This is a genomic window from Acrocarpospora phusangensis, assembly GCF_016862995.1.
GTDB lineage: Bacteria > Actinomycetota > Actinomycetes > Streptosporangiales > Streptosporangiaceae > Acrocarpospora > Acrocarpospora phusangensis.
In genome coordinates this window covers 62,846-87,685 of the sequence record NZ_BOOA01000026.1, presented here as the reverse complement: position 1 = coordinate 87,685, position 24,840 = coordinate 62,846, and the positions used below count along the sequence as shown (strand labels likewise).

Annotated in this window: 28 protein-coding genes; 18 read left to right on the top strand and 10 right to left on the bottom strand. The window is 68.8% G+C overall.

Annotated features, from left to right (window positions below; genetic code table 11):
- Positions 1-4: 4 nt before the first annotated feature.
- Genes Aph01nite_RS17580 through Aph01nite_RS17570 form a run of 3 tightly spaced genes read left to right on the top strand, consistent with a single transcriptional unit; the run spans position 5 to position 2,320 of the window.
- On the top strand, positions 5-895 hold the full coding sequence (locus tag Aph01nite_RS17580) for a 5-oxoprolinase subunit B family protein (RefSeq protein ID WP_239161771.1): 891 nt from the start codon (positions 5-7) through the stop codon (positions 893-895).
- Entirely contained in the window at positions 885-1,859 is a 975-nt protein-coding gene (locus Aph01nite_RS17575) for a 5-oxoprolinase subunit C family protein (protein ID WP_204041979.1), read from the top strand. Before Aph01nite_RS17580 ends, Aph01nite_RS17575 begins: the two co-directional genes overlap by 11 nt.
- Positions 1,859-2,320, top strand: a complete 462-nt coding sequence (locus Aph01nite_RS17570; protein WP_204041978.1) for a RidA family protein — start codon at positions 1,859-1,861, stop codon at positions 2,318-2,320. The genes Aph01nite_RS17575 and Aph01nite_RS17570 overlap by 1 nt, the downstream gene beginning before the upstream one ends.
- A gap of 640 nt (positions 2,321-2,960) precedes the next feature.
- Here Aph01nite_RS17570 and Aph01nite_RS17565 read toward each other — a convergent pair.
- A complete protein-coding gene (locus Aph01nite_RS17565; protein WP_239161770.1) occupies positions 2,961-3,608 on the bottom strand; it encodes a CGNR zinc finger domain-containing protein in 648 nt (215 codons plus the stop codon).
- A 141-nt stretch (positions 3,609-3,749) separates the two neighbouring features.
- Here Aph01nite_RS17565 and Aph01nite_RS17560 point away from each other — a divergent pair, with 141 nt between their 5' ends.
- Together Aph01nite_RS17560 and Aph01nite_RS17555 are read left to right on the top strand one after the other, a co-directional pair.
- Positions 3,750-4,295, top strand: a complete 546-nt coding sequence (locus tag Aph01nite_RS17560; RefSeq protein ID WP_204041977.1) for a carboxymuconolactone decarboxylase family protein — start codon at positions 3,750-3,752, stop codon at positions 4,293-4,295.
- A 199-nt stretch (positions 4,296-4,494) separates the two neighbouring features.
- Positions 4,495-5,724 (top strand): bifunctional alpha/beta hydrolase/OsmC family protein, encoded by a 1,230-nt coding sequence (locus Aph01nite_RS17555; RefSeq protein WP_204041976.1) that lies wholly within the window; start codon positions 4,495-4,497, stop codon positions 5,722-5,724.
- Positions 5,725-5,867: 143 nt separating this feature from the next.
- On the opposite strand, the gene Aph01nite_RS17550 is transcribed toward Aph01nite_RS17555, so the two are convergent.
- Both Aph01nite_RS17550 and Aph01nite_RS17545 read right to left on the bottom strand, forming a co-directional pair.
- Positions 5,868-7,796 (bottom strand): MOSC and FAD-binding oxidoreductase domain-containing protein, encoded by a 1,929-nt coding sequence (locus Aph01nite_RS17550; RefSeq protein ID WP_204041975.1) that lies wholly within the window; start codon positions 7,794-7,796, stop codon positions 5,868-5,870.
- 14 nt (positions 7,797-7,810) lie between these two features.
- Entirely contained in the window at positions 7,811-8,329 is a 519-nt protein-coding gene (locus Aph01nite_RS17545) for a CGNR zinc finger domain-containing protein (RefSeq protein WP_239161769.1), read from the bottom strand.
- 69 nt (positions 8,330-8,398) lie between these two features.
- On the opposite strand from Aph01nite_RS17545, the gene Aph01nite_RS17540 reads away from it, so the two are divergent.
- From Aph01nite_RS17540 to Aph01nite_RS17525, 4 genes are all read left to right on the top strand, one after another.
- Positions 8,399-9,271: an alpha/beta fold hydrolase gene (locus Aph01nite_RS17540; protein ID WP_204041974.1), complete on the top strand. Its 873-nt coding sequence runs from the start codon at positions 8,399-8,401 to the stop codon at positions 9,269-9,271.
- A gap of 16 nt (positions 9,272-9,287) precedes the next feature.
- The gene (locus Aph01nite_RS17535; RefSeq protein ID WP_204041973.1) at positions 9,288-10,166 is read left to right on the top strand and encodes a DUF427 domain-containing protein; all 879 of its coding nucleotides are present in this window, start codon (positions 9,288-9,290) and stop codon (positions 10,164-10,166) included.
- Entirely contained in the window at positions 10,163-10,879 is a 717-nt protein-coding gene (locus Aph01nite_RS17530; RefSeq protein ID WP_204041972.1) for an SDR family oxidoreductase, read from the top strand. Before Aph01nite_RS17535 ends, Aph01nite_RS17530 begins: the two co-directional genes overlap by 4 nt.
- A 139-nt stretch (positions 10,880-11,018) precedes the next feature.
- Positions 11,019-11,465, top strand: a complete 447-nt coding sequence (locus Aph01nite_RS17525) for a VOC family protein (protein ID WP_204041971.1) — start codon at positions 11,019-11,021, stop codon at positions 11,463-11,465.
- A 45-nt stretch (positions 11,466-11,510) separates the two neighbouring features.
- Here Aph01nite_RS17525 and Aph01nite_RS17520 read toward each other — a convergent pair whose 3' ends face one another.
- Positions 11,511-12,143 carry a TetR/AcrR family transcriptional regulator gene (locus Aph01nite_RS17520; protein ID WP_204041970.1) on the bottom strand — a complete coding sequence of 211 codons (633 nt, stop codon included), beginning with the start codon at positions 12,141-12,143 and terminating at the stop codon, positions 11,511-11,513.
- 70 nt (positions 12,144-12,213) lie between these two features.
- On the opposite strand from Aph01nite_RS17520, the gene Aph01nite_RS17515 reads away from it, so the two are divergent.
- From Aph01nite_RS17515 to Aph01nite_RS17500, 4 genes are all read left to right on the top strand, one after another.
- Entirely contained in the window at positions 12,214-12,795 is a 582-nt protein-coding gene (locus Aph01nite_RS17515; RefSeq protein ID WP_239161768.1) for a peroxiredoxin-like family protein, read from the top strand.
- A gap of 135 nt (positions 12,796-12,930) precedes the next feature.
- A complete protein-coding gene (locus Aph01nite_RS17510; RefSeq protein ID WP_204041969.1) occupies positions 12,931-13,608 on the top strand; it encodes an SDR family NAD(P)-dependent oxidoreductase in 678 nt (225 codons plus the stop codon).
- 40 nt (positions 13,609-13,648) lie between these two features.
- Complete coding sequence (locus Aph01nite_RS17505) at positions 13,649-13,996, top strand: DUF488 domain-containing protein (RefSeq protein ID WP_204041968.1); 348 nt, start codon at positions 13,649-13,651, stop codon at positions 13,994-13,996.
- Between the two features lie 158 nt (positions 13,997-14,154).
- The gene (locus Aph01nite_RS17500; RefSeq protein ID WP_204041967.1) at positions 14,155-14,634 is read left to right on the top strand and encodes a hypothetical protein; all 480 of its coding nucleotides are present in this window, start codon (positions 14,155-14,157) and stop codon (positions 14,632-14,634) included.
- A gap of 174 nt (positions 14,635-14,808) precedes the next feature.
- Here the strand turns inward: Aph01nite_RS17500 and Aph01nite_RS17495 are convergent, their stop codons facing one another.
- On the bottom strand, positions 14,809-15,726 hold the full coding sequence (locus Aph01nite_RS17495; protein ID WP_204041966.1) for an NADP-dependent oxidoreductase: 918 nt from the start codon (positions 15,724-15,726) through the stop codon (positions 14,809-14,811).
- A gap of 17 nt (positions 15,727-15,743) precedes the next feature.
- Complete coding sequence (locus Aph01nite_RS17490; RefSeq protein ID WP_204041965.1) at positions 15,744-16,742, bottom strand: helix-turn-helix domain-containing protein; 999 nt, start codon at positions 16,740-16,742, stop codon at positions 15,744-15,746.
- Positions 16,743-16,813: 71 nt separating this feature from the next.
- On the opposite strand from Aph01nite_RS17490, the gene Aph01nite_RS17485 reads away from it, so the two are divergent.
- Positions 16,814-17,272, top strand: a complete 459-nt coding sequence (locus Aph01nite_RS17485) for a rhodanese-like domain-containing protein (RefSeq protein WP_204041964.1) — start codon at positions 16,814-16,816, stop codon at positions 17,270-17,272.
- A 211-nt stretch (positions 17,273-17,483) separates the two neighbouring features.
- Here Aph01nite_RS17485 and Aph01nite_RS17480 read toward each other — a convergent pair whose 3' ends face one another.
- Complete coding sequence (locus tag Aph01nite_RS17480) at positions 17,484-18,818, bottom strand: NAD(P)-binding domain-containing protein (protein WP_239161767.1); 1,335 nt, start codon at positions 18,816-18,818, stop codon at positions 17,484-17,486.
- Positions 18,730-19,278: an OsmC family protein gene (locus Aph01nite_RS17475; RefSeq protein WP_204041963.1), complete on the bottom strand. Its 549-nt coding sequence runs from the start codon at positions 19,276-19,278 to the stop codon at positions 18,730-18,732. Before Aph01nite_RS17475 ends, Aph01nite_RS17480 begins: the two co-directional genes overlap by 89 nt.
- 176 nt (positions 19,279-19,454) lie before the next feature.
- Between Aph01nite_RS17475 and metX the strand changes: the two genes are divergently transcribed.
- From metX to Aph01nite_RS17455, 4 genes are read left to right on the top strand one after another with little or no spacing between them, the layout of a single operon-like run.
- The gene (metX, locus tag Aph01nite_RS17470) at positions 19,455-20,654 is read left to right on the top strand and encodes a homoserine O-acetyltransferase MetX (protein WP_239161766.1); all 1,200 of its coding nucleotides are present in this window, start codon (positions 19,455-19,457) and stop codon (positions 20,652-20,654) included.
- Positions 20,655-20,670: 16 nt separating this feature from the next.
- Positions 20,671-21,999, top strand: coding sequence for an O-acetylhomoserine aminocarboxypropyltransferase/cysteine synthase family protein (locus Aph01nite_RS17465; protein ID WP_239161765.1), 1,329 nt, complete (start codon positions 20,671-20,673; stop codon positions 21,997-21,999).
- Entirely contained in the window at positions 21,996-22,478 is a 483-nt protein-coding gene (locus tag Aph01nite_RS17460; RefSeq protein ID WP_204041960.1) for a CoA-binding protein, read from the top strand. Before Aph01nite_RS17465 ends, Aph01nite_RS17460 begins: the two co-directional genes overlap by 4 nt.
- Positions 22,479-22,481: 3 nt before the next feature.
- The gene (locus Aph01nite_RS17455) at positions 22,482-22,724 is read left to right on the top strand and encodes a hypothetical protein (protein WP_204041959.1); all 243 of its coding nucleotides are present in this window, start codon (positions 22,482-22,484) and stop codon (positions 22,722-22,724) included.
- A gap of 3 nt (positions 22,725-22,727) precedes the next feature.
- Here the strand turns inward: Aph01nite_RS17455 and Aph01nite_RS17450 are convergent, their stop codons facing one another.
- Together Aph01nite_RS17450 and Aph01nite_RS17445 are read right to left on the bottom strand one after the other, a co-directional pair.
- The gene (locus Aph01nite_RS17450) at positions 22,728-23,582 is read right to left on the bottom strand and encodes a geranyl diphosphate 2-C-methyltransferase (protein WP_239161764.1); all 855 of its coding nucleotides are present in this window, start codon (positions 23,580-23,582) and stop codon (positions 22,728-22,730) included.
- A gap of 37 nt (positions 23,583-23,619) precedes the next feature.
- The gene (locus Aph01nite_RS17445) at positions 23,620-24,804 is read right to left on the bottom strand and encodes a family 2 encapsulin nanocompartment cargo protein terpene cyclase (protein ID WP_204041958.1); all 1,185 of its coding nucleotides are present in this window, start codon (positions 24,802-24,804) and stop codon (positions 23,620-23,622) included.
- Between the last annotated feature and the right edge of the window lie 36 nt (positions 24,805-24,840).

Below are 24,840 nucleotides of genomic sequence, written 5' to 3'. Positions count from 1 at the left end.
CATCTTGCGTAGATCAGGCGAGAGTCGATACTCCTGGGGCGGCGACGAACATCTGGTCGTCCAGTTCGCCGAGGCCATGAGCCTTGAGGTCAACTTCACCGCGATGGCGGTGTCGAAGATCCTGAACGACGAGCGGCTGCCCGGGATCGTGGACATCTGCCCCGCGAACGCGTCTCTGCTGATCAGGTTCGACCCCGACGTGGTGGCCCCCGCCGACGTCGAGGCGACCGTACGGGCGGCCGAGGAGAAGGTCGCCGGAGCACCCGCCCGGAGCGTCGAGACCCGGATCTTCGAGGTCCCGGTCTGGTACGACGACCCGTTCACCAACGAGACCGGGGCCAGGTTCCGGGACCGGCACCAGCGGCCGGAGGGCAACGACCTGGAGTTCGCGGCCGTCGAGAACGACATGGACTCGGTCCAGGCGTTCATCGACGCCCACTCCGGCTCCCCGTGGATCACGTCCATGGTCGGCTTCGTCGCCGGCCTGCCGTTCATGTTCCAAATGGTCCCGCAGGAGCGGCAGCTGGAACTCCCCAAGTACCTGCGGCCGCGCACCGACACGCCGGCGCTGACCATCGGGCACGGCGGCTGCTTCGCGTGCATCTATTCGGTACGCGGCGCGGGCGGCTACCAGATGTTCGGCGTCACCCCGGTGCCGATCTTCGATCCGGAACAGCGGCTCGCCGACTTCAACGACTTCATGGTGTTCTTCCGCCCCGGCGACATCGTGAAGTTCCGCAGCATCGACAACGCCGAGTACGACGCCATCCGCGCGGAGGTCGAGGCCGGCACCTACCGCTACCGGCAGCGGCCGGTCACCTTCGACCTGGACCGTCTGCTGGCCGACCCCGACGGTTACAACGCCGAACTTCTGGGAGCCCTCTATGGCAGTTGAGATCGTTGAGCCCGGGCTGGCCTCCAGCATCCAGGACCGGGGACGGCCGGGCTACTACAGCGTCGGCATCCCGCCGTCGGGCGCGGCCGACCTGCCCGCCGCCGTCGCGGCCAACCTGCTCGTCGGCAACGCTCCGGACGCGGCCGTCATCGAGGCTCCGTACATGGGGCCCGCGCTGCTGTTCGACGCGCCCACGGTGGTGGCCGTCACCGGCGCGACCATGCCGGTGCTGCTCAACGGCGCGCCCGCGCCGCAGTGGGAGTCCTTCCCGGTCGCGGCCGGAGACCAGCTGAGCTTCGGATTCCTCCAGGCGGGCGCGCGAATCTACATCGCCGTCGCCGGCGGGTTCGACGTACCGGTCGTGCTGGGCAGCAGATCCACGTACGCGCTGGGCGGTTTCGGTGGCTTCGAGGGCAGGAACCTGAGAAAGGGTGACGTGATCCCGATTGGCCCGGCGCAGGGTGCCCCTGGCAGGGCTGTACCCGGGGAGTTGCGTCCCGCCTACAGCCGCGAGATCGAACTCCGGGTCGTCCTCGGCCTGTACGACTACCGCCTGACCGAGGCGGGCCGGAACTGCCTGCTGGAGTCGGAGTGGACGCTGACCCCGGTCGCGGACCGCACCGGTTTCCGGTATTCCGGTCCCGTCCTGGAGTGGGAGGAGCGGATCCAGCCGTTCGGCGCCGGATCCGACCCGTCCAACATCGTGGACGCCGGCTACCCGATCGGGTCGATCCAGGTGCCCGGCGGGGTCGAGCCGATCATCCTGCACCGCGACGCGGTCTCCGGCGGCGGCTACGCGATGGTCGCGACGGTGATCAGCGCCGACCTGAACCGGGTCGCCCAGTGCTCGCCCGGAACGCGTACGCGGTTCGTGCCGGTGACCCTCGACGAGGCGTTGCGGGCACGCGCCGACGACCAGGCCAGGGCCGCCAAACTGCGCGAGGCGTTGGAGGCGACCCCCTGATGTCGCCGTCCGAGCGGCTCGCCGCCCTGGGCCTGACGCTCCCCGACGTGCCCGCGGCCGCGGGGGCCTACGTCCCCGCGGTCCAGCACGGCGACCTGGTGATCACCACCGGCCAGCTCCCCTTCGTCGACGGCACCCTGCCGCTGACCGGACTCGTCGGCGTGGACGTCACCGCCACTCAGGCCACAGCCCTGACCCGCCAAGCCGCCCTGAACGCCGTCGCCGCAGCCGCCGCACTCCTGGGCGACATCGACCGCATCGCCCGGGTCCTCAGCGTCACCGGCCACATCGCCTGCGGCCCCGACTTCACCGGCCACTCCGCGGTGCTCGACGGCGCCAGCACCCTCATCGTCGACATCTTCGGAGACACCGGCCGCCACGTCCGCACCAACGTCGGCACCGCCCGTCTCCCCCTGAACAGCCCCGTCGAAGTCAGCATCGTGGCCACCACCACCGCTTGACCCACACCCCTCACCTCGCCGAGGCCGCGGCAGCATATGCCGCGGCCTCGGCGACCACGGGAGTGGAGATTCCCAAAAGGTGATCCCACGCGATCCGGACCAGCCGCTTAACGCCCCTGGGAGTTCCCGATTCGCACGCGAACTCCAGGTGAGAGAAGGAAGTAACGATGGGCGCAACAGACGGCATATCGCCTCCTGTTCGTTCGGATGACGCGCACCGTTGCGGACCATCCGGGAGATCCGCGCGTCCTTGCCCGACGATCAGCTCGTCCACTTCGAATCTTTACCTGAGTGTCCTCACCGTCGCCGAGATCGAAGCCGGTGTCGCAGCCGTCGCCGATCCTCTGCGCTAGGCACGGTACGGACAAGCGCCGGCCCAGATCCGGATCGACTATCAGGACCGGCAGGGGCGTACCTGGTCATCCACAAGGCGCTCAAGAGCGCCGGGACAAGTATCGATCCGCCTGATGCTCTGATCGGCGCGACCGCCGTGGCCAACAACTGGACGCTGGCCACACGCAGCACCAGACACCTGGCCCGAACAGGCGCCCGTGTGGAGAACCCGTGGGCGGAACGTTCGGCGTAGGGAGTCAGGGCCGAGGCGCGTGATCGCGGCCCGGTAGAGCCCGGTGGCGGATGGTTACTCGGGTTCGGGGCGGGGGCTGGTGTGGTGGCGATGGTAGTGGCGGGCGACGCGGGCGCGGTTGCCGCATATGGGTGAGCACCACTCCCTGCGGGGGTGCTCCTTCAGGAAGAACAGCAGGCAGCCGGGTGCCCGGCAGGCGCGCAGTCGTTCGCGCGAAGGACTCGCGAAGAGTTCTACGCCCTGGTGGGCGATCAGGAAGAGCGCGAGTTCGCCGGGTGTGCCGGGTGTGCGGAGCATCCGGGCCGGTTGTTCACCCGCCGGCCAGACTAGTTCGGGCCATGCCGGGGCGAGTGCGTTCATGGCGTCGAGGGCGTCTCGCCGGGTCGTGATCACGGACGAGGCCGCGGGTGGCCAGGAGACGCCGGTCGCCTCCGCGGCCAGCAGGCGCAGTGCGTCACGCAGGTTGCGCAGGCGCGTGGCGATCGGGCGCACGGCGGCCTCGTCCCAGACGAGCGAGTCGGCGGTGCCGCCTGCCTCGGACCGGATCCGGCCCTCGACCGCGCGCAGCCAGGCCGCCATCGCCGCGTTGTCGCTCACAGCGTCGTGCGGCTCGCCGCGAACCATCCCGTACGTGTTCATCAGCTCGATCGGGAGGGGCTCGCCGAGCAGGGTCGCGCTCGTGGTCACCTCTCCGCTGGTCATGAGCCCCATCCTAGCAGGTCACTAATGGTTAAAGCCGTCTCAACCATTTGACCGGACGGGTGCATGCCTGGCAGGCTCCTAATGTAATGAAGCAGCTCTATCCATTAGAGATGCTTGATCGGCAGAGAAGGGGTATCGCTGATGTCCACACTTCCGAAGATCGAACTCCAGGACGCGACCGAAGCCGCGGCCGAGGCGCTGAACCAGGTCAGGAAGACCCTCGGCTCCATCCCGAACATGGCCAAGGTCATGGCGAACAGCCCTGCTCTCGTGCGGGGTTGGCTCGCGCTGTCCGGTGCCCTCGGTGACGGCGTGCTCTCGGCGGGTGTCCGCGAGCGGCTCGCCATCGCCACCGCCGAGTACAACCGCTGCGAGTACTGCCTGTCCGCGCACACCTATCTCGGGGCGAACGTCGCCAAGCTCGACCCGGAGGAGATCGAACTGGCGCGGGACGCCGAGTCCAAGGATCCGCATGTCACTGCCCTGCTGACCCTGTCCGACGCCATCGCCCGGGGGCGTGGCGTGGTCGATCCCGTCCTCCTGGCCGACGCCCGGACCGCCGGAGTCACCGACGCCGAGATCGCTGAGGTTGTCGGCAACCTCGCGCTCAACGTGCTGACCAACTACTTCAACATCCTCGCCGATGTCGAGAACGAGTGGCCGGCCGTCGTGCCGCTGAAGGCGTGAGTGCCGACAAGGGAACGGGCCCCGAACCCGTCGGCGGCGGCAAGCGCGCAGCCGACGCGAGAAGTTTCAGGCCGGTGTACGGGACGATGTGTGCATAGCTGACGGCCGAGGTACTGCTTCGGTGGAGGTCACAGGCGGTTACTGGTCCGACCCAGGTCCTGACCGACGAAGCCTCGGCCGTTCGACGACGGAGCTGACGATGAACAGTGAGAAATTCGAGTTCGCCGGGTCGCATGGGGTGCCGCTTGCCGCGCGGCTGGATCTGCCTGGGTCGGAGCCGCAGGCGTATGCGTTGTTCGCGCACTGCTTCACCTGTGGCAAGGAGGCGATCGCGGCGGCGCGGATCTCGCGGGCGTTGACCGACTTCGGGATCGCGGTGCTTCGGTTCGACTTCACCGGGCTTGGTGGGTCCGGCGGGGACTTCGGTAACACCGATTTCAGCTCCAATGTGGCGGATGTAGTGGCTGCCGCCGATCACCTCAGAGAGCGGTTCGCTGCCCCGGCGCTGCTGGTCGGGCATTCGCTCGGTGGGGCCGCGGTGCTGGCGGCGGCGCATCGGGTGCCCGAGGTACGGGCGGTGGCGACCATCGGAGCGCCTGCCGACCCTGCGCACGTGCTGCATCTGCTGGAGGACAGCCGCGCCGAGATCGAACAGCGCGGGGAGGCCCAGGTGGTTCTGGCCGGGCGGCCCTTCCGTATCCGCAAGCAGTTCCTCGATGACATCGCGGCCCAGCCACAGGCGGAGCGCATCGCGAAGCTCGGTGCGGCGTTGCTGGTGATGCACTCCCCGGGCGACGAGATCGTCGGTGTGGACAACGCGCGGCGCATCTTCGACGCCGCCCGTCACCCCAAGTCCTTCGTCGCTCTGGACGGCGCGGATCACCTGCTCACCGATCGGGCCGACGCCGAGTTCGCGGCCACCATGCTCGCCGCCTGGGCCACGCGCTACCTCCCCGCCACGGCCGAGCAGCCCTCCCGGGAGTCCGACAGCGGATTTGTCGTGGTGTCCGAGAACGGCGAGTCCCCGTACGGGCAGAGCATCACCGTCGGCCGGCACTCTCTCACCGCCGACGAACCCCGGCCCGTCGGCGGCGACAGCGGGCCCAACCCGTACGACCTGTTGCTGGCCGGTCTCGGCGCGTGCACGTCGATGACGCTGCGGATGTACGCCAAGCGCAAGCAGTTGCCCCTTGACCATGTGACCGTGAAACTCCGCCACTCGCGCATCTACGCGGAAGACTGTGCGAACTGTGAAACCCAGCAGGGCAAGCTGGACCGGATCGAACGTGTGATCCACCTGGACGGTGACCTGGACGCGGAGCAGCGGCAGCGGCTCATGGAGATCGCCGACAAGTGCCCGGTGCACCACACGCTGCACTCAGAGATAGATGTCGCCACGATCGAAGCGCCGAGGGCCGAAGGAGCCTAAACGGAGGTTGCGTAAAGCGATCTTGTGCTTCCGCTCAGCCGTGGCCTTCATCACCGAGCTAGCGAGCCCGTTAGAAGCCTCCTGGCGCGGCCCGGATCGGCGGGCTGCTGGCGACGTGATCGTGGTCGTGGAAAGACGCGAGGTCACAGGTCGAGGATGAGGTCCGACTCGGGTTGCGAGCAGCAGACGAGGGCGGTGCCGAGTGCGGGTGGTTGCAGTGGACAGGGGCGGTAGCGCACGCGGCCGGTGAGGACGGGCGTCTGGCAGGTGTGGCAGACGCCGGAGCGGCATGACCAGCGTGTGGGGATATCGCATGCCTCGGCGAGCTCCAGGATGCTGCCGTACGCGTCGTTCCAGGGTGCGGTGACGCCGCTGCGGGTGAAGGTGACGCTCGGTCCGGTCCCGGCGGGATCGGACGGTGGATGCGGCGCCTTCCGGATGGTGCCGGTGAGGCCAGGGTTGATGGCCGAAAGCGAGCCGAACAGCTCCGTATGAATGCGGCCAGGGTTTAGCCCAAGCCCGACGAGCGCCTCGCGCATGTCGGCCATGAAGCCCGCGGGACCGCACAGGTAGACCGACGCCGTGGTAGGCAAGCCGAGGGCGGCCAGCTTCTCCCGGTCGATCCGATCGGCACCGGCCACCGGCGTCGCAGTCCCAGGTGCCGCCTCGGTGCCCGACACCGTGATGGGTCGGTCGAGGCCGCCCAGCCTCTCCCGATCGATCCGGCCAGCGCCCGTCACCGGCGTCGCGGTCCCGGGTGCCGGCTCGGTGCCCAACACCGTAGTGGGCCGGTCGAGGCCGCCCAGCCTCTCCCGATCGATCCGGCCAGCGCCCGTCACCGGCGTCGCGGTCCCGGGTGCCGGCTCGGCGGTGTAGTAGATGTGCTCGTGGCTTCGGTCCAGGGTGTTCAGGAGTTGATGCGCCTCGGCGGCGAAAGCGTGGTCGGCGGCTGTGCGGGTGGTGTGCAGCCACCAGATCTCCCGTCTGCTTGTGGTCGCGGCGAGGTGGTGCAGCATCGCCAGCAAGGGAGTCACCCCGATACCGGCGGACAGGAAGATCAGCGCACCGGTCTCCTGATCGTCGGGCAGAACGAAATCGCCCCGTGGTGCGGCGGCGTCCACCAGGCTCCCGGGTCGCAGTCGGGTGTGGATGTAGGTGCTGACCAGGCCGTGTGTGTCCCGTTTGACGCTGATGCGATAGCCAGCGCAGTCCGGAGTGCCCGACAGCGAGTAGTTGCGTACCGGTGGCGGGTCGCCTGCGCCGGGGAACCTCAGGGTGAGGTACTGGCCTGGTTCTGGCGCGGGCAGGGGGAGGCCGTCAACAGCGGCCAGGTGAACGGATACCACCGTGGCGCTCTCGGGCACGATTCGTGAGACACGCAACCGCCGGAAGCCGACCCAGCCATCGGAGGGCTCTGCGGGGGTGGCCGCCGCGGCGTCGAGAAGATCGTGGAAAGAGGACTGCCAGCCGGGGCTGAGCGCCGGGATGTCCACGGCTTTGCCGAGTTCGCCGATGTCCGGGTCAGGCAGGTAGAGCAGCGCGTCGATCGCGGCGACGCTCATGCGGTGCCGGCCGATCCGGGTACGGACGATCTCGTCCCCCGCCTGGACGTGACCTTCGGTGATGACGCGGAGATAGAAACCAGGACGATGGTGGGCGACCATCAACGCCGGCATCCGTGGTTCCTCCAGCCGCATGCCCACGCGGAAGCACGTCACCCGCGGCTGGGTGACCTCGAACTCAGCGTCGCCGATGCGGTACCGGTCGCCGATGTGCACCTCGTCGTCGGCCAGCCCGTCAACGGTGAAGTTCTCGCCGAACCGGCCGTACTCCAGATCGTCGCGGCCGAGGTGGCGACGCCAGTGATCGTACGACTCGCGCTGGTAGACGAGCACGGCGCGCATCTCTCCGCCGTGGCCGTTCAGGTCGCCCTGCCCGTCGCCGTCGAGATTGAGCCGGCGAACCATGACCGGGCCGTCGACGGGGTGTTTCCAGATACCCGTATGGACGTTTTTGCCCTGCCAAGGCACGTCCTTGGGCATACCGGTGTTGACGGACAGTAGACGCGCCACCGTTCGGCCTCCTCTCAGCTCGGTCGTGTCTCACGGGTTCGCTGGTAGTGCCGCCGGGCTTTCATGCGGTTGCCGCAGACGGCCATCGAGCACCAGCGGGCCTGGTTCGGCTTGCTGTGGTCGATGAGGAACAGCCGGCATTCCTCGTTGGCGCACGGACGCAGCCGCCCGGGGCTCGACCGGCGCAGCGCGTCCCAGGCCAGTACGGCCCGCGCGGCCGCCGACCGCCCTTCGGGCAGGTGCAGAGTCCACTCGACGCCTGCACCGGTGAGTGACGCGCGGCGGGTCACTCCCTCGACGAAAGGCACCAGCCCGCCCGGTGAGGCGTCGCGGCGCACGATGTCCTGCAGCACTAAGCGTACGTCGAGCAGAGCATGCCACTCGTCCTCGCTGGACGGCTGGCCGTGCGCGAGCAGCCACCGTCGCCCGGCGTCGGCATCGCCGAGTTCGTCGTGAGGCACTCCCCCGACGACAGGGGTGGTGTTCAGCAGGTCCAGCAGCAGGGTCTCGCCGACGTCCAACCTAACCTCCAAGGTCTCCTTGACAGGTTATACCCTTCGATGCTTATGTCTAACCGTCTAAATCAATCGAAGGGGTTAGATATGACTGCCGTACACCACCGCTACGCGACCGTGCAGGGCCGGCGGTTGTTCTACCGGGAGGCCGGTCCCGCCGATGCTCCCGTGATCGTGCTGCTGCACGGCTTCCCGACCAGCTCGTTCATGTTCCGCCACCTGATCCCCGCGCTGGCCGGGCGTTACCGTGTGATCGCCCCGGACCACCTCGGGTTCGGGCTGTCCGACGCTCCGCCCGCGGACGAGTTCGACTACACCTTCGACGCCCTGACCGGCCTGACCGCCGGGCTGCTCCAGCACCTGGGCGTCACGCGCTACGCCGTCTACGTCCAGGACTACGGCGCCCCGATCGGCTGGCGGCTGGCGCTGGCCGACCCGCGGGCGATCACCGCGATCATCACCCAGAACGGGAACGGCTACGAGGAGGGCTTCGTACCCGGGTTCTGGGAGACCGTGTGGGCCTACCACCGGGAGCAGACGCCGGAGACCGAGGAGGGGGTCCGCGGCGCGCTGACCCTTGAGGGCACCCGATGGCAGTACCTCACCGGGGTTCCGGACGAGAGCCTGGTCAGCCCGGACACCTGGCACCACGACTTCGCCCTGCTGTCGCGGCCGGGCAACGACGCGATCCAGCTGGCGCTCTTCCGTGACTACGCGACCAACCCGCCGCTGTACCCGGCGCTCCACGCGTACCTGCGCGCCGAACGCCCGCCGGTGCTCGCGGTGTGGGGCGAGGGCGACGGGATCTTCGGCCCCGACGGAGCCCGCGCCTTCGCCAAGGACGTCCCCGACGCCGAGATCCATCTCCTCGACGGCGGCCACTTCCTGCTGGAGAGCGCCGGCGACGAGGTCGCCGAACTGATCCTCGGCTTCATGGGACGGGCGACGGCGGCCCGCTGAAAGAAAGGAGACGATCATGGGACTGGCATGGCAGCAAGGGCCGCTCGCGGCCGGGGCGGTGGGACGGTTCCTGGTGGCCGGGCCGCTGCCGGACCGGCTGCTGTTCGCCGAGCCGCTCCGCCGCCGGATGCGCGTACGGTTCGACGGGCAATGGGTGGCCGACAGCGAAGACGTCGTCCTCCTCCACGAACCGGGCAGATACCCGGTCGCGTTCTTCCCCCGGGCCGACGTCCGCGAAGAGACGCTCGTGCCGGAGCCGCACACCACGACGCACTCGCAGCTCGGGCCCGTGGCGTGGTTCAGCGCGCGCACCGCCGACAGGCACACCCGGCGGGCGGCCTGGCGGTACAGCGATCCGCCCGAGCACGCGGCCGTACTGCGCGAGCGCGTGGCATTCGCCTGGCGGGCGATGGATGCCTTCTACGAGGAAGACGAGCGCATCGTGGGCCACGCGGCCGATCCGTACCACCGCATCGACATCCGGCGGACGTCGCGTCACCTCCTCGTACGTGACGGGGATCGCGTCGTGGCCGAGACGCGACGACCGCTCGTGCTGTACGAGTCGGGCTTCGCCCCCCGCTGGTACGTCCCGCGCGAGGACGTCGACGAGGCCGCGCTGACACCGGTCCAGGCCCAGACGTTCTGCCCGTACAAGGGCCTGGCCAGTTACTACGACATCGGACGGCGTCAGCGGGCGGCGTGGTCGTACCTGGAGGCGTGGCCGGAGGTGGCGCGTGTGTCTGGGTTCGTGTCGTTCGAGCCGGACATCGTCGATGTGCAGCTCGACGGCACGCGGCTCGCTCTCGCACCAGGTCAGGCCGTCGTGCCGCACGGCGTCGATCGCGGCCTCGACCCGGATGAGATACGCCTACGCGACAAGGAGCAAACTCCATGAATTCCGCTCTGAGCGACCGCACTGTCCTGGTCGTCGGCCGTGCGAGCGGTATCGCGCGCGCGATCACGCTCGCCGTCCGCGAAGCCGGTGCCACCGTGGTGGTGGCCGGACGCGACAAGGACGCCCTGGCCGCCGCCTACGACGACGACGGCATCACCGCCGAGCGGGTCGACCTCACCGACGAGGCCGCCATCGCCGCTCTCGCCGACCGGCTCGGCCGGGTGGATCACGTCGTCTCGACCTCCTCCGCCCGTGCCCGGGGAGCCGTGGCCGACCTCGACCGGGACGCCGTCCTCGCTTCCTTCGAGGTCAAAGTGATCGGGCCGATGCTCCTCGCCAAACACTTCGCGCCTCGCATGCCCGGGGACGGTTCGTTCGTGCTCTTTTCCGGGTCTTCGGCGCGCAAGCCCGTACCCGGCATGCTCGCGGTCGGCGCCACGAACGGCGCCGTCGATGTGATCACCCGGGCCCTGGCCGTCGAGCTTGCGCCCATCAGGGTCAACGCGATCTCACCCGGCACCGTCGACACCGGCGCCTACGACGCCCTCGGCGAGCGCGGGAAAGCGCGACTGTTCGCCGCTCGCGAGGCCACCAGCCCCGCAGGGCGCATCGGACGGCCGGAGGACATCGCCGACGCGGTCCTCTTCGCCCTGACCACCCCTTTTATGACCGGCGTCTCCCTCGCCGTCGACGGCGGAGAACCTCTCGTCTGACCGCCATTCCACAGATCGGAACAGCCATGACCAGCCAGATCCAGAAAGACGTGGCCATCGCGGTGACACCGCCGTTCGGCCCGATACCCCCGCTCGTCACATGGCGACGGGTAGGCCAGAAGGTTGATGGAGGTGCGTGATGGGCTACTCCATCGAGGTCCTCACGCTTCCCGTCGGCGACGTCGACCGGGCCATCCGCTTCTACACCGAACAGGCCGGATTCGTGCTCGACGTGGACTACCACCCCAACGCCGGCTTCCGTGTCGTCCAGCTGACCCCGCCCGGATCCTCGTCCTCGATCCAGTTCGGCATCGGTCTCACCGACGCCGCGCCCGGATCGGTACGCGCCACCTACCTCGTCGTGAACGACATAGAAACGGCCCACCGCGAACTCACCGGACGCGGAGTGCCGGTGAGCCCCATCCGGCACAAGGCCGAGACCGGCGACTGGCAGGGCGACCACGCGCCCGGGATCGACCCCGAACGGCGTGACTACGCCAGCTTCGCCGACTTCACCGACCCCGACGGCAACACCTGGCTACTCCAGGAACGTGGATACACCCGCGGGTCGGGGAGCCAGGGGTAGCGATCACGCCCAACGCTCAGCTCAACCCGGTCGGTTTCCGCGCCGTCACGCCGGACGCCCCGTCTCGGCGGTCATGCCTCGGAGCAGGTTCGCCAGCCCGCCGTGAAACTCCTCGTCGGCTGTGACCGTGCGGGCATGCGTCGCGGTCTCCGTCAGGTACGGAAACTCGGTCGGCGGGAGCTCGGCCATGACCTGGGTGCCCGGACCCCCCAGCGGTCCGAGGTGTTCGAGCTGAATAGCCCCGATGACGTACGCGGACAGACTGCGCAGGGCGATCACGCGGTCGCGGCCGTCGAGGCCCCCTTCGGCGAGGATGCCGGTCACGGTCTCCGACCAGCCCAGCAGGTGGGTGGATCGGTGCCGGTGAGCGATGATCAGGGGGACGATCCCCGGATGGGCGCCCACGGTGTCGCGTACGCGATCGGCCATGATCTCGATTCGCTGGTGCCAGGGCCTGTCCGCGGCGGGCGGCGTGGTGTCGACGGCGCCGAAAACGAGGTCGACGACGAGGCGTTCGAGCTCGTCGCGGTCGTTGACGTAGCGGTAGAGCGCCATGGTGCTCATCCCGATCTGCTGGGCGACCGCGCGCATCGACAGGCCGGCGAGCCCGTCGTGGTCGATGACGTGGAGGGCGGCCGAGGCCAGCTGGGCGGGTGTGAGTGAACGCGGGCGAGGCATGGCCGTTGAAAGTGTACGGCATACGCTTTAGCATCGTTAGCGTATGCCGTACACCTAAAAGGAGCATCGGATGGCCACGATGAAGCATGGAACCGTGATCCCCACCCGCGAACTGGCCTCGGTCAACGGTCCACCGGTGACCATCCCGGACCCGCAGCGGCTGACCCACCTGCAGTTCCGGCGATTCGCCGGCTGCCCGCTCTGCAACCTGCACCTGCGCGCCGTGATCCGGCGTCACGCGGAGATCGAGGCGGCGGGGATCCGCGAGGTCGTCGTCTTCCACTCGCCTGCCGCGGAACTGGCCGAGCACGCCGGCCACCTGCCGTTCCCCCTGATCGCGGACCCCGGCAAGCGCCTGTACGTCGAGTTCGCCGTGGAGTCCAAAGTCCGCTCACTGCTCGATCCACGCGTATGGGGAACCATCGCCCGAGCGGCCACCCTGAGCACCTGGCGGATCCTGCGCCGTCGCGAGCGCCCACCGGCGGCCAGACCACACGGCGGCCGCTTCGGCCTCCCCGCCGATTTCCTGATCGGCCAGGACGGCACCGTGCTTTCCGTCAAGTACGGCGAGCACGCCTACGACCAATGGTCCGTCGACGAATTGCTCGCCCTGGCTTCCTCCGTGCCGACCGGCGCCAATGACAGCAGGTAGCGGGACATCGCCCGCACCGAACCATTCGCCGCGCCGGCCTCCGGTTGCGCTGCAGAAGGTTGGCTCTGCGCCGCTGTCGCGGCCGTCGGAGGACTCCAGTGCGTACGATGATCATGCCGAGTTCAGGGGGTCATTGTGGGACACGTGCTGGTGACCGGGGCCACCGGAGGGATCGGGGTGGCGCTGGTCGGTGCGCTGGTGGAGGCCGGGCATCGGGTGACCGCCGTGGGGCGTGGCGTCGGGCGGTTGGACGTGCCGGGGATCGAGGCTGATCTCGCCGAGCCGGGGACGCTGGCCGGGGCGATGGGAGCGCTGGAGGATGCGGGGGAACTGGAGGATCTGACCGCGCTGGTGCATTGTGCGGCGATCTCTCCTGTCGCGGCGGTCGCCGACGCCGACGCCGAGATGTGGCAGCGGATTCTGGCGGTGAATGTGGCCTCCGCCGCCGAGCTGACACGGCTGGCGTTACCCGCCCTGCGGCGTTCTCGTGGTCACGTGATCTTTGTTAACGCCGCGCCTGGGACGACCGGGGTCCCCCGTTGGTCGGCCTTCGTCGGCAGTAAGGCGGCGCTGCGCGAACTGGCCGATTCGCTGCGCGAGGAAGAGGCGGCTTCCGGGGTACGCGTGACCACGGTCTATCCCGGTGCGACGGCGACCGACCTGTTGGGCGAGGTCAGAGCCGCCTTCGGTCGTCCGTACGATCCGGAGGCGTGTATCCGGCCGGAGACGCTCGCGGCGATGATCGTCTGGGTGCTGGGCGCGCCCGCCGACGCGTACCCCGCGGAATTGTCCGTTCTGCCGTCGCCACGCTGACGAACCGGTTCGGCGGCTTCCCGGAGGGGACGATGGAGGTGTGTCTTTCCTGATCAAGCGGGTCTACGACGAAGTGGATCCTGGTGATGGCTTTCGGGTGCTGGTCGATCGGCTGTGGCCGCGGGGTGTGTCCAAGGAGGAAGCCCATCTCGACCTGTGGCTGAAGGACGTGGCGCCGAGTACGGAGCTGCGGACCTGGTTCGGTCACCGAGCCGATCGTTTCGCCGAGTTCTCCGCTCGGTACGTCGACGAACTCGACGGCAACCCGGCGGTCGACACACTCCGGCAGGCCGGCCGGACGAACCCGACGGTGACCCTGCTGTACGGCGCCAAGGACCCGGAGATCAATCAAGCCGTCGTGCTGGCCGAATACCTGAAGAAATCCTGACGAAGCCGCCAACGGTGACGGCCGGTGCGGATTTCGAACCCGGCCTGTGCGCTCGACTTGGATCTTGGGATGACCCTTGCGGAGTCGAGGCCCTATGCGGACCGCCCGCAAGGCAAGATCGACTACACCGAATTCGGGCTACGGTGTAGGAGAGAATTGTGTTCAGGAAGATCGCGGCGCTGAGCATTGCCGGATTGACGACGCTGGGAATGCTCGGCGCAGGTTCCGCTTATGCGGATGAGGCGAAACGGCGGGTGGTCGTTTCCGGGACCGTCTACATCATGGATGATGAGAATTTCGGGACCAATGAGCGGTGCACCTATTCTCTGCTGGACAACGACCTCGTCTACAACAGTCAGCAGATGGTGATCGACCAGAGTTGGTCCTGCGGCGGCGAGGTCCTCACCGAGCTGCACGGCTTCGTGGAACTGTTGCCGGGCAACGCCATTCGTTACCACGGGGAAGTCGTCCTGCGTGAGGGGCAATGCGGCTGCCTGGAGGACACGATCCGCGTGCGGAAGGCCTTCAATCAGGTCGTCATGCCGGAAACGCAGGCGAGCGTGGCCACCGGGCGAGTGGAATGGAGCGGCGGCGACGCCACGGATGTCACCCTCCAGGTACTCAACATCAACCCGTGACCCGTTCTGTGACCGCGCCCGCCCACGCCGATCGGACCACCGGCGTGGGCGGCGACGCCGTTTAGAGCGCCTACCAGAATGAGTCGGGGGCAATTTCCTCGCCGTTATCCCCCGCCGTTAACGCAGGCGATACGACTCGCCGCACCGGCGCCAAGAGTGGCCTGCTTCATTCTGTTATCCGGCTATCTCGATTACGACCTTGCCCCGGGTGTGGCCCTCCTCCACCGACCGCAGGGCGCGCCCGGCCTCGGCCAGCGGGAACGTCCGCGTCACGTACGGATGCAGCGCACCCTCGACGACCAGTCGCGCCACCGCGTCGAGCACCTCGCGGTCGCGTGCCCGCGCCACCGGCACGCCGCCGAGCGCCGCCACCGTCGCCCGATCCGCCGCGGTGACCAGCTTGGCGCGGTCGCCGAGCAGTTCGGCCACCTCTTCCAGGGCGGCACCGCCGACCAGGTCCACGATCGCGTCGACGCCGCCGGGGGCCTCGGCGCGTACGCGGTCGGCCGTCCCGGGCCCCGGCTCCACGTGGATCACCCCGAGCGAGGCCACGAAGTCCTTCTTCGCGGCGCTCGCCGTACCGATCACGCGGAGGCCGGCGTGGCGGGCGATCTGGGCGGCGGCCACCCCCACGCCGCCACCCACGCCGGTGATCAGCAACGTCGCCCCGGGAGTCAGCGCGACCTGCTGGATCGCGTCGTACGCGGTGGCCGCCGCGACCGGCAGCGTGGCCGCGTCCGTGAACGAGACCGAGGGCGGTTTGCGGGCGGTGAGATCGGCGGGGAGCAGGGTGAACTCGGCGTAGCCGCCGGTGATCGGGTAACCGAAGACCTCCTCACCCGGGGCGAAGTCCGCGCCAGGGCCGGATTCGACCACCACGCCGGAGACCTCGTTGCCGAAGACGGCCGGGAGTGCCACGGGGGCGGCTCCTGGCGGGGCGTACCCGGTGCGGCGTTTCCAGTCGGCCGGGTTGACTCCGGCGGCCCTGACCTCGACCAGCACCTGCCCCGGTCCCGGGACAGGCCGGGGCAGGTCGACCAGCTCTTCGACGTCCGGGCCGCCGTACTCGCGAAATACGTACGCTCTAGCCATGAGAATCCCCTAAGTGTTCAGGTGCCCTGCCGAGGGAGGCCGGGCGGGTTGGTCTGGGACTGCGGGATGCCGCTGAAAGCCCGGCGATAGGCGGTGGGGGAGGTTCGCATGATCCGGGCGAAATGGTGGCGGTAGGTCACCGCGGTGTCGAAGCCGACCGCGGCCGCGACGCGTTCGATGGGGGCGTCGGTGGTCTCCAGCAGGGGCAGGCTGGCCTGGACCCGTTGGGTGATGAGCCACCGGATCGGGCTGGTCCCCGTCGCCTTCGCGAAGTGACGCAGGTAGGTGCGGGGTGACATGTGCGCCTGGTGGGCGAGGGTTTCGACGGTGAGAGCCTCGGGGAGCCGCTCCAGCGCCCAGGCCATGTTCCGGGCGATCCGGTCGTCGTCCGGGTCCGCGGTCACGGGCGTCTCGATGTACTGGGCCTGGCCGCCGTCGCGGTGGGGCTGGATGACCAGGCGGCGCGCGACGGCGTTGGCGATGGCCGCGCCGTGGTCCTTGCGGACGAGGTGGGTGCAGACGTCGAGTCCGGCGGCGCTGCCGGCACCGGTGATCACGTCGTGTACGTCGATGTAGAGGGCGTTGGCGTCGACCCGGACCTGGGGGTAGCGCCTTTGTAGCAGGTCGGCGTGGCGCCAGTGGGTGGTGGCGCGGCGGCCGTCGAGCAGGCCGGCGGCGGCGAGGGCGAACGCGCCGGAGCAGATGGAGACGATGCGGGCGCCTCGCTGGTGTGCCCGGCGCAGGGCCGCTGTCACCTCGGGTGACGGATCCGCTGTCACGTCGGGTACGCCCGGGACGATGACCGTCCGCGCGGCCGAGAAGACCTCCAAACCGTGGGGGGTGTTCAGGTGAGCGCCGCCGATGACGCGTACCGGGCCTTGGGCGCAGACCGTCAGGTCGTACCAGGGGATGTCGAATTCTGGGCGGGGAAGGCCGAACACCTCGGTGACGATGCCGAGTTCGAAGGCGGACATGCCGTCGTAGGCCAGGACGGAGACGGACAGGTCTGTGCGCATGGCGTTAATTTAGCGAACGGCGTCATTCACGCCACTGTCGTGAGGTCTCCGTGGTCGCCAGGATCGTGGGCATGTCTTCTGTGCTTTCCGTTCCGCCGGCCGCTCCGGCGCAGGCCGTCGCCCATTTCGCGGCGCGGCTGTCCTTCGAGACCGATGTCAGTGACGTGCACGCCGATCTGGAGGCGGGTGCCGCCGGGGTGGTCGTGGTCGATTCGCGCAACGTGCAGGCTTGGGAGCAGGGGCATCTGCCCGGGGCTCTGCACCTGCCGACCGCGGAGATCGCCGCGCGGGCCGCCCAGCTGATCGTGCCGGGTACGGCCGTCGTCACCTACTGCTGGGGACCCGGCTGCAACGGCGCGACCCGGGCGGCGCTGGTGTTCGCCACGCTCGGCTACCAGGTCAAGGAGATGCTCGGGGGTTATGAGTACTGGGTGCGGGAGGGCTTCCCGGTGGAGACGCCGACTGGCCGCCACATCCGCCCAGTCGACGACCTGACCGCCCCGAGGTCCGCCATCACGTGTGGCTGCTGACGTGACCAGAGCCGCGTTCTCGCCGTTATCCGGCGCCGTTTGCGCAGGTGATGCTTCTCGCCGTACCGGCGCCAAGAGGGCCGCAGCGTGGCGCCGACCCGGTATCTCAGGTAATTCCAGGAGCCGCGTTCTCGCCGTATCCGGCGCCGTTTGCGTAGGTGGTGCTTCTCGCCGTACCGGTGCCAAAGGCAGTGGGCGCTGGTCTGGTATTTCAGGACTTTGCTGCCAGGTGTTGTGTGAGGTGGGTGATTACCTCGTGGGCGTCGTCTTCGATGCCGTGGATGAAGGTGGATCTGCGGCGGCGTAGGACGGGGAGGCCGAGGGCGTACAGGCCGGGGCTGTCGACTGTGCCGCCCTCGTGGCGGAGGTGGCCCTTTGGGTCGATTACGGGGACGTGGAGCCAGCGGTAGTCGGGGCGGTAGCCCGTCGCCCAGATGATGGTGCGGATCTCGCCGCTGCGTAGGTCGAGTTGCCAGCGCGACTTCTCGGGGACCTGTGTGGGCGCGAAGCGTTCGGGAGGGTCCACGTCGGCGTCGCGTCCGGCGGCCCAGGCGTCGAAGGTGTCCAGCAGGCGGCGCATTTTGAGGTCCGCGAGTGAGAAGACGTTGCGCAGGCCGCCGGAGAACAGGGCGCAGCCGTCCCGCACGGCTGCCCAGCGGCCCACCAGTTCCACGCCCATCGCGGTGAGCGCGTTGAGGTCGAGGGTGCTGCGTTCGGGGGTTCCGACCAGTTGGGGCGAGGGCAGCCGCCGGGCTCGCGTCAGGTCCTCGACCTCGTCGTGACGTTGGTCCCATACGCCCGACGCGTCCATCCACCAGAGCACATCGCGTCCGCGATACAACCGCGGCAACCGCACGTGCTCCCCCACCGAGAGGGTCACCGGCCGTCCCGACCGCCGCAGTTCGGCCGCCAGTTGCACGCCGGTCGCGGACGCGCCCACGACGAGCACGCCCCCGTCGGGCAACTGGCCGGGACCTCGGTAGTCGAACGGCGTGACTTGCCTGACGGAAGCCGGGACCGCGTCGGCGAACTGCGGCACCGACGGCTGGTTGCAGGCGCCGCTCGCGATGACCACCGTCCGGCAACTGATTTCGCCACGGCTCGTCGTCACGTGGTATCCGTCGTCGGTGCGGCGTACCGACGTGACGTTCGTCCCGGTCTGTACGGGAGCCCGCGTGACGGTGGCGTAGCGCTCGACGAACTCGACCACTTCGCCCATCGTCATGTAGTCATCAGGATCCGACCCTGCGTACTCATGGCCCGGCAGCCGGCTCAGCCAGTTGGGAGTGAGCAGCCGCAGCGAGTCCCAGCGTTCGCGTCGCCAGGAGTTCGCCACCTCGCCGCGCTCCAGCACGACGTGGTCGATGGACCGGCCACACAGGAAGTGGCTCGCGGCGAGGCCCGCGTGTCCCGCGCCGATGACGACCGCGGTGGTGCGTTCGATGGCTCGATCTCCCTCAGGCGACTTCGACGCTGACGTTCGTGGGGTTCGTGAGGGCGTCGAACACGGCGGAGCGCTTCTGGGACTGCGCCACCAGCGCTTCAATGTCCTCCTGCGAGGCGTCCGCGTCGATGGTGAAGGTCACCTTGATGTCGTTGAAGCCGTTGCGTACGTCGCTGTCGGCGCCGAGGATGCCGCGGATGTCGTGGTGGCCTTCGACCGTCGACTCGACCGACCGTAACTGGATGCCGCGGTTCTGCGCGACGGACGCGACGCCTGCCGTCAGGCAGCTCGCCAGGCCGACGAGCAGGTATTCGATCGGCGTGATGCCGTTGTCCTCCGCCGCGAAGACCTCGGGGTGGTCGGCGGTGAACACCGCCTCGCTCTTGTGGCTCTGCTCCTGGCCGAGGCCGAAGAAGTGCTGGACCCTCGTGGTGCTGTGGACGCCGTTCTGCCACTTGGAGGATGCCCGCCAGGTGAACTGAGCTGCCTCGGGCGCGCCCTTGAGCGCTTCGCGGGCGTCGAGCAGTGCCTGGACGTTGACTCCGTTGTCGATAGTGGTCATGTCGCGTAATGTCCCTTTCGTCATGCGGGGCACTTCCCTTCGAAGCGGCCTTCACGAGTAAGGGCGTTCCATCCCGTTCCATGCCGCCCGGCCTGGGGTGAATTTCCCCGCATTTCCCATCTGAATAATTGACAATATCGTGGCCGCGAGGAGTATGGCTAGGTATGCTTTCGCCCATGGTGGCGGTTTCGACATTCTCCGCCGGCTCGGTCGGCAGCGTCGAGACGCAGTACATCGACCTGCCGGAACCGGTACAGCTCAACTGCGGGCAGGCGCTGCACCCGGTTCGGGTGGCGTACGAAACCTACGGCACCCTCTCGCCCGCGCGTGACAACGTCATTCTGGTGTGCCACGCGCTCAGCGGCGACGCCCACGCGGCCGGGATCGCGAAGACGCCGCCGCAGAGCGGTACCCGCGACGGGTTCGGGGCCGCGGACCGCGACGGCGCGGCCGGCCGGGGACTCGGCTGGTGGGACGGGATGATCGGTCCCGGCAAGGCGTTCGACACCGACCGCTACTTCGTCGTCTCCACGAACCTGCTCGGCGGCTGTAGCGGGACGACCGGACCGTCGTCGATCGATCCGGCGACCGGCCGGCCGTACGGGTCTGACTTTCCCGTCATCACGGTCGCGGACATGGTCCGTACCGAACGGGCGTTTCTGGACGCCCTGGGGATCGAGCGGCTCGCGGCGGTGGCCGGGGGGTCGCTCGGCGGGATGCAGGCGTTGCAGTGGGCGATCATGTTCCCCGACCAGGTCGACGCCATCGTGGTGATCGCCAGCACGCACGCCCTGCACCCGCAGGGGGTGGCCTGGAACGCGATCGCGCGGAATGCCATCATGGGCGATCCCGCCTGGCAGGGCGGCCACTACTACGGCACCGGACACAAGCCCGACGCCGGCATGGGCGTGGCGCGGATGGTCGGACATGTCACGTACCTGTCCGCGCCGGCGCTGGACGACAGGTTCGGCCGGCGGCTCCAGTTCGCGGACGACATCCGCCACACGATCACCGAGCCGGAGTTCGAGATCGAGAACTACCTGCGCCACCAGGCCGACTCGTTCGTCAAGCGCTTCGACGCCAACACCTATCTCTTCACCTCGCGGGCGCTGACCTACTTCGACCTCGCGCGGGAACACGGCGGCGGCTCGCTCGCGCGGGCGCTCGAACCCGTCTCGGCGCGCACGCTGCTGATCGCCTTCAGCTCCGACTGGCTGTATCCGCCGTCCGCGTCGGAGGAGATCGAAGACGCACTCCGTGGCCTCGGCAAGCCGGTCGAGTCCCACGTGATCGACGCGCCGTACGGCCACGACTGCTTCCTGCTGGAGGAAGCGCGTCAGACGCCCATCATCCGCCGCTTCCTGGGCAGCGGATGAGGTCGAGGAAGAGGGTTTGGTGACCGACAATTTCCCCCGCGCCGAGGAAGCTCGCGCGTTCGGATTCGAGACACGACAGCTGCACGCCGGTCAACGCCCCGACCCGAACACGGGCGCGCGTGCGGTGCCCATCTTCCAGACCACCAGCTACGTGTTCGAGGACCCGGAGTCGGCGGCGGCGTACTTCAACCTGCAGGAGTACGGGAACACCTACTCGCGCATCATGAACCCGACCGTCGCGGTGTTCGAGGAGCGCGTGGCGAACCTGGAGGGCGGCTGCGGCGCGGTCGCGTTCGCCAGCGGAATCGCCGCCCAGGCCGGCGCGCTCTTCACCCTGCTCCAGCCGGGCGACCACGTCGTCTCCTCCTCCGCCCTGTACGGCGGCACGGTCAACCAGCTCAAACACCTGCTGCGCAAGATGAACGTCGAGCTGACCTGGGTCGATCCCGACGATCCGGACGCCTGGCGCAAGGCGGTACGCCCGAACACGAAGGCGTTCTTCGGGGAGACGATCGGCAACCCGGCCGGGAACGTGCTGGACATCGAGACCGTGGCGGCCATCGCGCACGAGCACGAGCTGCCGTTGATCGTGGACAACACGTTCGCGACGCCGTACCTGTGCCGGCCGATCGAGTGGGGCGCGGACATCGTGATCCATTCGGCGACCAAGTTCATCGGGGGGCACGGCACGAGCATCGGCGGTGTCGTCGTCGAGGCCGGGACGTTCAACTGGTCCAACGGGCGGTTCCCCGTGGTCGCGGATCCGTCGCCCGCCTACCACGGGCTGCAGTTCCACGAGACGTTCGGGACCTATGGCTACCTGATGAAACTGCGGGCCGAGACCCTGCGCGATCTCGGTGGGGCGCTCGCGCCGTTCAACGCGTTCCTGTTCCTGCAGGGGCTGGAGACGCTGTCGCTGCGGATGGAACGCCACGTCGAGAACGCGCGGGCGGTCGCCGCGTACCTGGAGTCGCACGAGCTGGCGTCGAACGTGACGTATCCCGGCCTGCCGTCCAGCGCGTACCGGCCGCTGGTGGAGAAGTATCTGCCGCTGGGTGCCGGGGCGGTGTTCTCGTTCGACTGCGCCGGGGGCCGGGCCGGCGGGCAGGACCTCATCCGCGGGGTGACGCTCTGGTCCCACCTGGCCAACGTCGGCGACGCGAAGAGCCTGATCATCCACCCCGCCAGTACGACCCATCGCCAGCTGGGCGACGAAGAACTCCGGGCCGCCGGGATCGCCCCCGGAACGGTACGGCTGTCGGTCGGCACGGAGTCCGTCGACGATCTGATCTGGGACCTGGAGCAGAGTTTCGCGCACGTCGGGAAAGAGGTGACGGAGGCATGACCGATCTTGAGCGTTACCAGGACCCGCTGACGATCCAGCGCCTGCTCCACAGCGCCGGGACCATCGCGATCGTCGGCCTGTCCAACAACGAGCTGCGCGCCAGCTACTTCGTCGGCTACTACCTCAAACGGCACGGCTACCGCGTGATCCCCGTGAACCCGCGCGAGAAGCGGATCCTCGGGGAGACGAGTTACGCGAGCCTGCTGGACGTGCCCGTGCCGGTGGACATCGTGAACGTGTTCCGCGCGCCGGACGCGTTGCCCGGAATCGCGCGCGAAGCGGTGCAGATCAAGGCCGGTGCGCTCTGGTGCCAGTTCGGCGTGATCAACGAGGAGGGTTCGCGGATCGCGGCGGACGCCGGTGCCACCGTGATCGTCGACCGCTGCCTCAAGGTCGAGCACGCGCGCTACGTGGGCCGGATGCACTGGCTCGGCTTCAACACCCAGCGCATCACGTCCGTCCGCGCCGGCCTCCAGTAGACGATGACACGTCCGGGGGACGGCTACGAGCTGGCGTTCGAGGACACCTTCGACGGCGACCGCCTCGACGAGAGCCGATGGGTGCCCCGCTATCTGCCGCAGTGGACCACCGCCCCCGCGTCCCTCGCCCGGCGGCGAACCGGAACGGCCATACCCGAGGGAGTTCACCGTCGACTACGTCCGCGGCTATCGGCCCTCCGGGTGACGGTCTCGTGGAGGGTCTCCACCGTCACCCGTCCCTCCTGAGAATCAGACGCGGTCGGCGGCGATCAGCAGGTACTGGAAGCTGCCGTTGTTGTACGCGTCGAGGAAGGCCTGTTCGATGCCGGTGGCGAGGTGGGTCTTGGCGCGGAGCTCCCAGTACGGGATGGTGGCCGCGGTGAGATCGACGACGCTGACCGGGACGAGGCGGTTGGCGGCCATCTCCTTGAAGTAGCTGCTGCGCGGGTGGATGTCGCAGATGTAGTGGGCGTTGATCTGGCTGATCGCCTTGGAGGGCAGGCCGTACGCGTCGTTGTAGCAGCCGGTGATGCAGACGTAGCGGCCGCCGCGGGCCAGGAGGCGGGCGTGTTCGGCGAAGAGCAGGGAGAGTTCGACGTACATCGTGCTCTCGTTGTTCCAGCTGGCCTGGAGGGAGCCGGTCGGGAAGCCGGTGTCGAGCATGTTGCGGAAGTGGAAGCGCACCTTGTCGTCGACGCCGCGCAGGCGCGCCTGTTCGTTGGCGAAGCCGACCTGGGCCTCGGAGATGGAGACGCCGTCCACGTCGCAGCCGTACCGGAGATTGGCGACGAGGCTGGAACCGCCTCGGCCGGAGCCGGCGTCCATGACGCGGTGGTGGGGCTGGAGGGGGCCGAGGTGGTTCAGGAGGAAGTCGGCCTGGGCGGATTCGAGCCGGTGGAGTTCCCTGGTCACGCGTTCCTCGCGGGTGTCCTCCGGGCCCTCCAGGACCGACCAGTCCACGTCGCCGATGCCGTAGTGGTGGTGGTAGATGCCGTCGACTTCGCCCAGGCGCAGGTTGACCGGGTTCTTCTCGGTGTTCCAGTAGTCGGCGATGGAGCGCTGGTAGAGGCTGCTGAGGACGTGGTCACCTTGGGTAACGGTCACCGATGGGATTCCTTTCGCTGGAGTTACTGAATGGGTGTCAGGATTTGTAGCGGTCGCTGGTGCCGTGCCATTCAAGGCAGCCGGCCATCCAGGCTTGGGCGCCGCGCAGGAAACGCTGGAGTTCCGGGGAGGGGACGGCGGCGAGTTGCCGCTGGCTGATTTCGAAGCCCCGGACGAAATCGTTGTGGAGGTGGACGGCGCGTTCGACGGCCTCGCGGGTGGAGCATTTCTCCTCGGCGGCGATGAGCAGGACCACGTTGGAGTCAGGGAGTTCGTCGGCCGCTTCCCTGGCGAGCGAGTAGAGGTCGTTGACGATGACGCTGGCGGTGCCGGCCTGCATGAGGGCGAGGTGGAATCGCCGGTCGTAGAAGAGGTTGGCGGGAAGCTCGTACTCGCCGACGACGTCGATGAGGATCATGGACGTGTAGAAGCTGTCGTGTTGCCGCGCGGCCAGGTAACGCCAGACGGGGGGCGGGGTTTCGAGGTAGCGCCAGGCGGCGTACGCGGTCCAGCTGACGAACATCTGGGAGGTGGTCAGGCAGGCCCGCATGACCTGGGCCGGGGTGGCATGGCGGGACAGGTGGCCGGTGGCCGATCGGAGGGCGACCAGGACGGGGTCGGCGCGGATGGCGTCCTCCAGCTGGCGGGTGTAGTCGCCGGCGGGCGGGGGCGGGTCCATGGCCGACATCACCAGGGCGAGCCGCGGGGGAAGCTCGGTCGGGGTGGCGCCCAGGTCGGTCTCGTCGGCGTAGTAGTCGTCGGCGGCCCACCAGGCGGCGTTCATCTGGGCGGCGATGAGGATCGTGTCGGGTTCGTCGCTGTCGGGGTGGGTGAGCATGGCCAGGCGGCCGTAGCCGGTGTCCCGGAAGGCTTCGATGCGGTCGGTGTGGATTCCGACGTGTTCCGCCCACGCGACCAGCCGCCGGTTCACCTCGTCGGCGAGAGGTTCGTCGATCCGTACGGTCTCCGGGCAGTACAGCGGCGGATGGGAACCGTCTCCCCATTCCCGCTCCGCGTACGGCAGGGGCGCGAGGCTGTGGCGGCGGACGAGCCAGCTGGGGTCGAGCGTGGCGGTGGGATCGGGTGGCTGGTGTCCGTCCGCGTAGTCGAAAGCGGGGAGGTCCGCGGTTGGGAGGCGGAGTCCGGAGGTTCCCAGGCCCGTGGGACCGGAGAGCAGGCGGTCCAGCGGATCGAGGGTCTCATTTTCGCTGAACTTGGGCATTTACGCCCCTCCTAGGCTCGTGGACGGTTGGTTGCT

Bases quoted from the DNA above. Each gene is read 5' to 3' on its own strand.
- Aph01nite_RS17575 (WP_204041979.1), top strand. From the start codon at position 885: ATGGCAGTTGAGATCGTTGAGCCCGGGCTGGCCTCCAGCATCCAGGAC.
- Aph01nite_RS17570 (WP_204041978.1), top strand. From the start codon at position 1,859: ATGTCGCCGTCCGAGCGGCTCGCCGCCCTGGGCCTGACGCTCCCCGAC.
- Aph01nite_RS17565 (WP_239161770.1), bottom strand. From the start codon at position 3,608: ATGACCAGCGGAGAGGTGACCACGAGCGCGACCCTGCTCGGCGAGCCC.
- Aph01nite_RS17560 (WP_204041977.1), top strand. From the start codon at position 3,750: ATGTCCACACTTCCGAAGATCGAACTCCAGGACGCGACCGAAGCCGCG.
- Aph01nite_RS17555 (WP_204041976.1), top strand. From the start codon at position 4,495: ATGAACAGTGAGAAATTCGAGTTCGCCGGGTCGCATGGGGTGCCGCTT.
- Aph01nite_RS17540 (WP_204041974.1), top strand. From the start codon at position 8,399: ATGACTGCCGTACACCACCGCTACGCGACCGTGCAGGGCCGGCGGTTG.
- Aph01nite_RS17535 (WP_204041973.1), top strand. From the start codon at position 9,288: ATGGGACTGGCATGGCAGCAAGGGCCGCTCGCGGCCGGGGCGGTGGGA.
- Aph01nite_RS17530 (WP_204041972.1), top strand. From the start codon at position 10,163: ATGAATTCCGCTCTGAGCGACCGCACTGTCCTGGTCGTCGGCCGTGCG.
- Aph01nite_RS17525 (WP_204041971.1), top strand. From the start codon at position 11,019: ATGGGCTACTCCATCGAGGTCCTCACGCTTCCCGTCGGCGACGTCGAC.
- Aph01nite_RS17520 (WP_204041970.1), bottom strand. From the start codon at position 12,143: ATGCCTCGCCCGCGTTCACTCACACCCGCCCAGCTGGCCTCGGCCGCC.
- Aph01nite_RS17515 (WP_239161768.1), top strand. From the start codon at position 12,214: ATGGCCACGATGAAGCATGGAACCGTGATCCCCACCCGCGAACTGGCC.
- Aph01nite_RS17495 (WP_204041966.1), bottom strand. From the start codon at position 15,726: ATGGCTAGAGCGTACGTATTTCGCGAGTACGGCGGCCCGGACGTCGAA.
- Aph01nite_RS17490 (WP_204041965.1), bottom strand. From the start codon at position 16,742: ATGCGCACAGACCTGTCCGTCTCCGTCCTGGCCTACGACGGCATGTCC.
- Aph01nite_RS17485 (WP_204041964.1), top strand. From the start codon at position 16,814: ATGTCTTCTGTGCTTTCCGTTCCGCCGGCCGCTCCGGCGCAGGCCGTC.
- Aph01nite_RS17475 (WP_204041963.1), bottom strand. From the start codon at position 19,278: ATGACCACTATCGACAACGGAGTCAACGTCCAGGCACTGCTCGACGCC.
- metX (WP_239161766.1), top strand. From the start codon at position 19,455: ATGGTGGCGGTTTCGACATTCTCCGCCGGCTCGGTCGGCAGCGTCGAG.
- Aph01nite_RS17460 (WP_204041960.1), top strand. From the start codon at position 21,996: ATGACCGATCTTGAGCGTTACCAGGACCCGCTGACGATCCAGCGCCTG.
- Aph01nite_RS17455 (WP_204041959.1), top strand. From the start codon at position 22,482: ATGACACGTCCGGGGGACGGCTACGAGCTGGCGTTCGAGGACACCTTC.
- Aph01nite_RS17445 (WP_204041958.1), bottom strand. From the start codon at position 24,804: ATGCCCAAGTTCAGCGAAAATGAGACCCTCGATCCGCTGGACCGCCTG.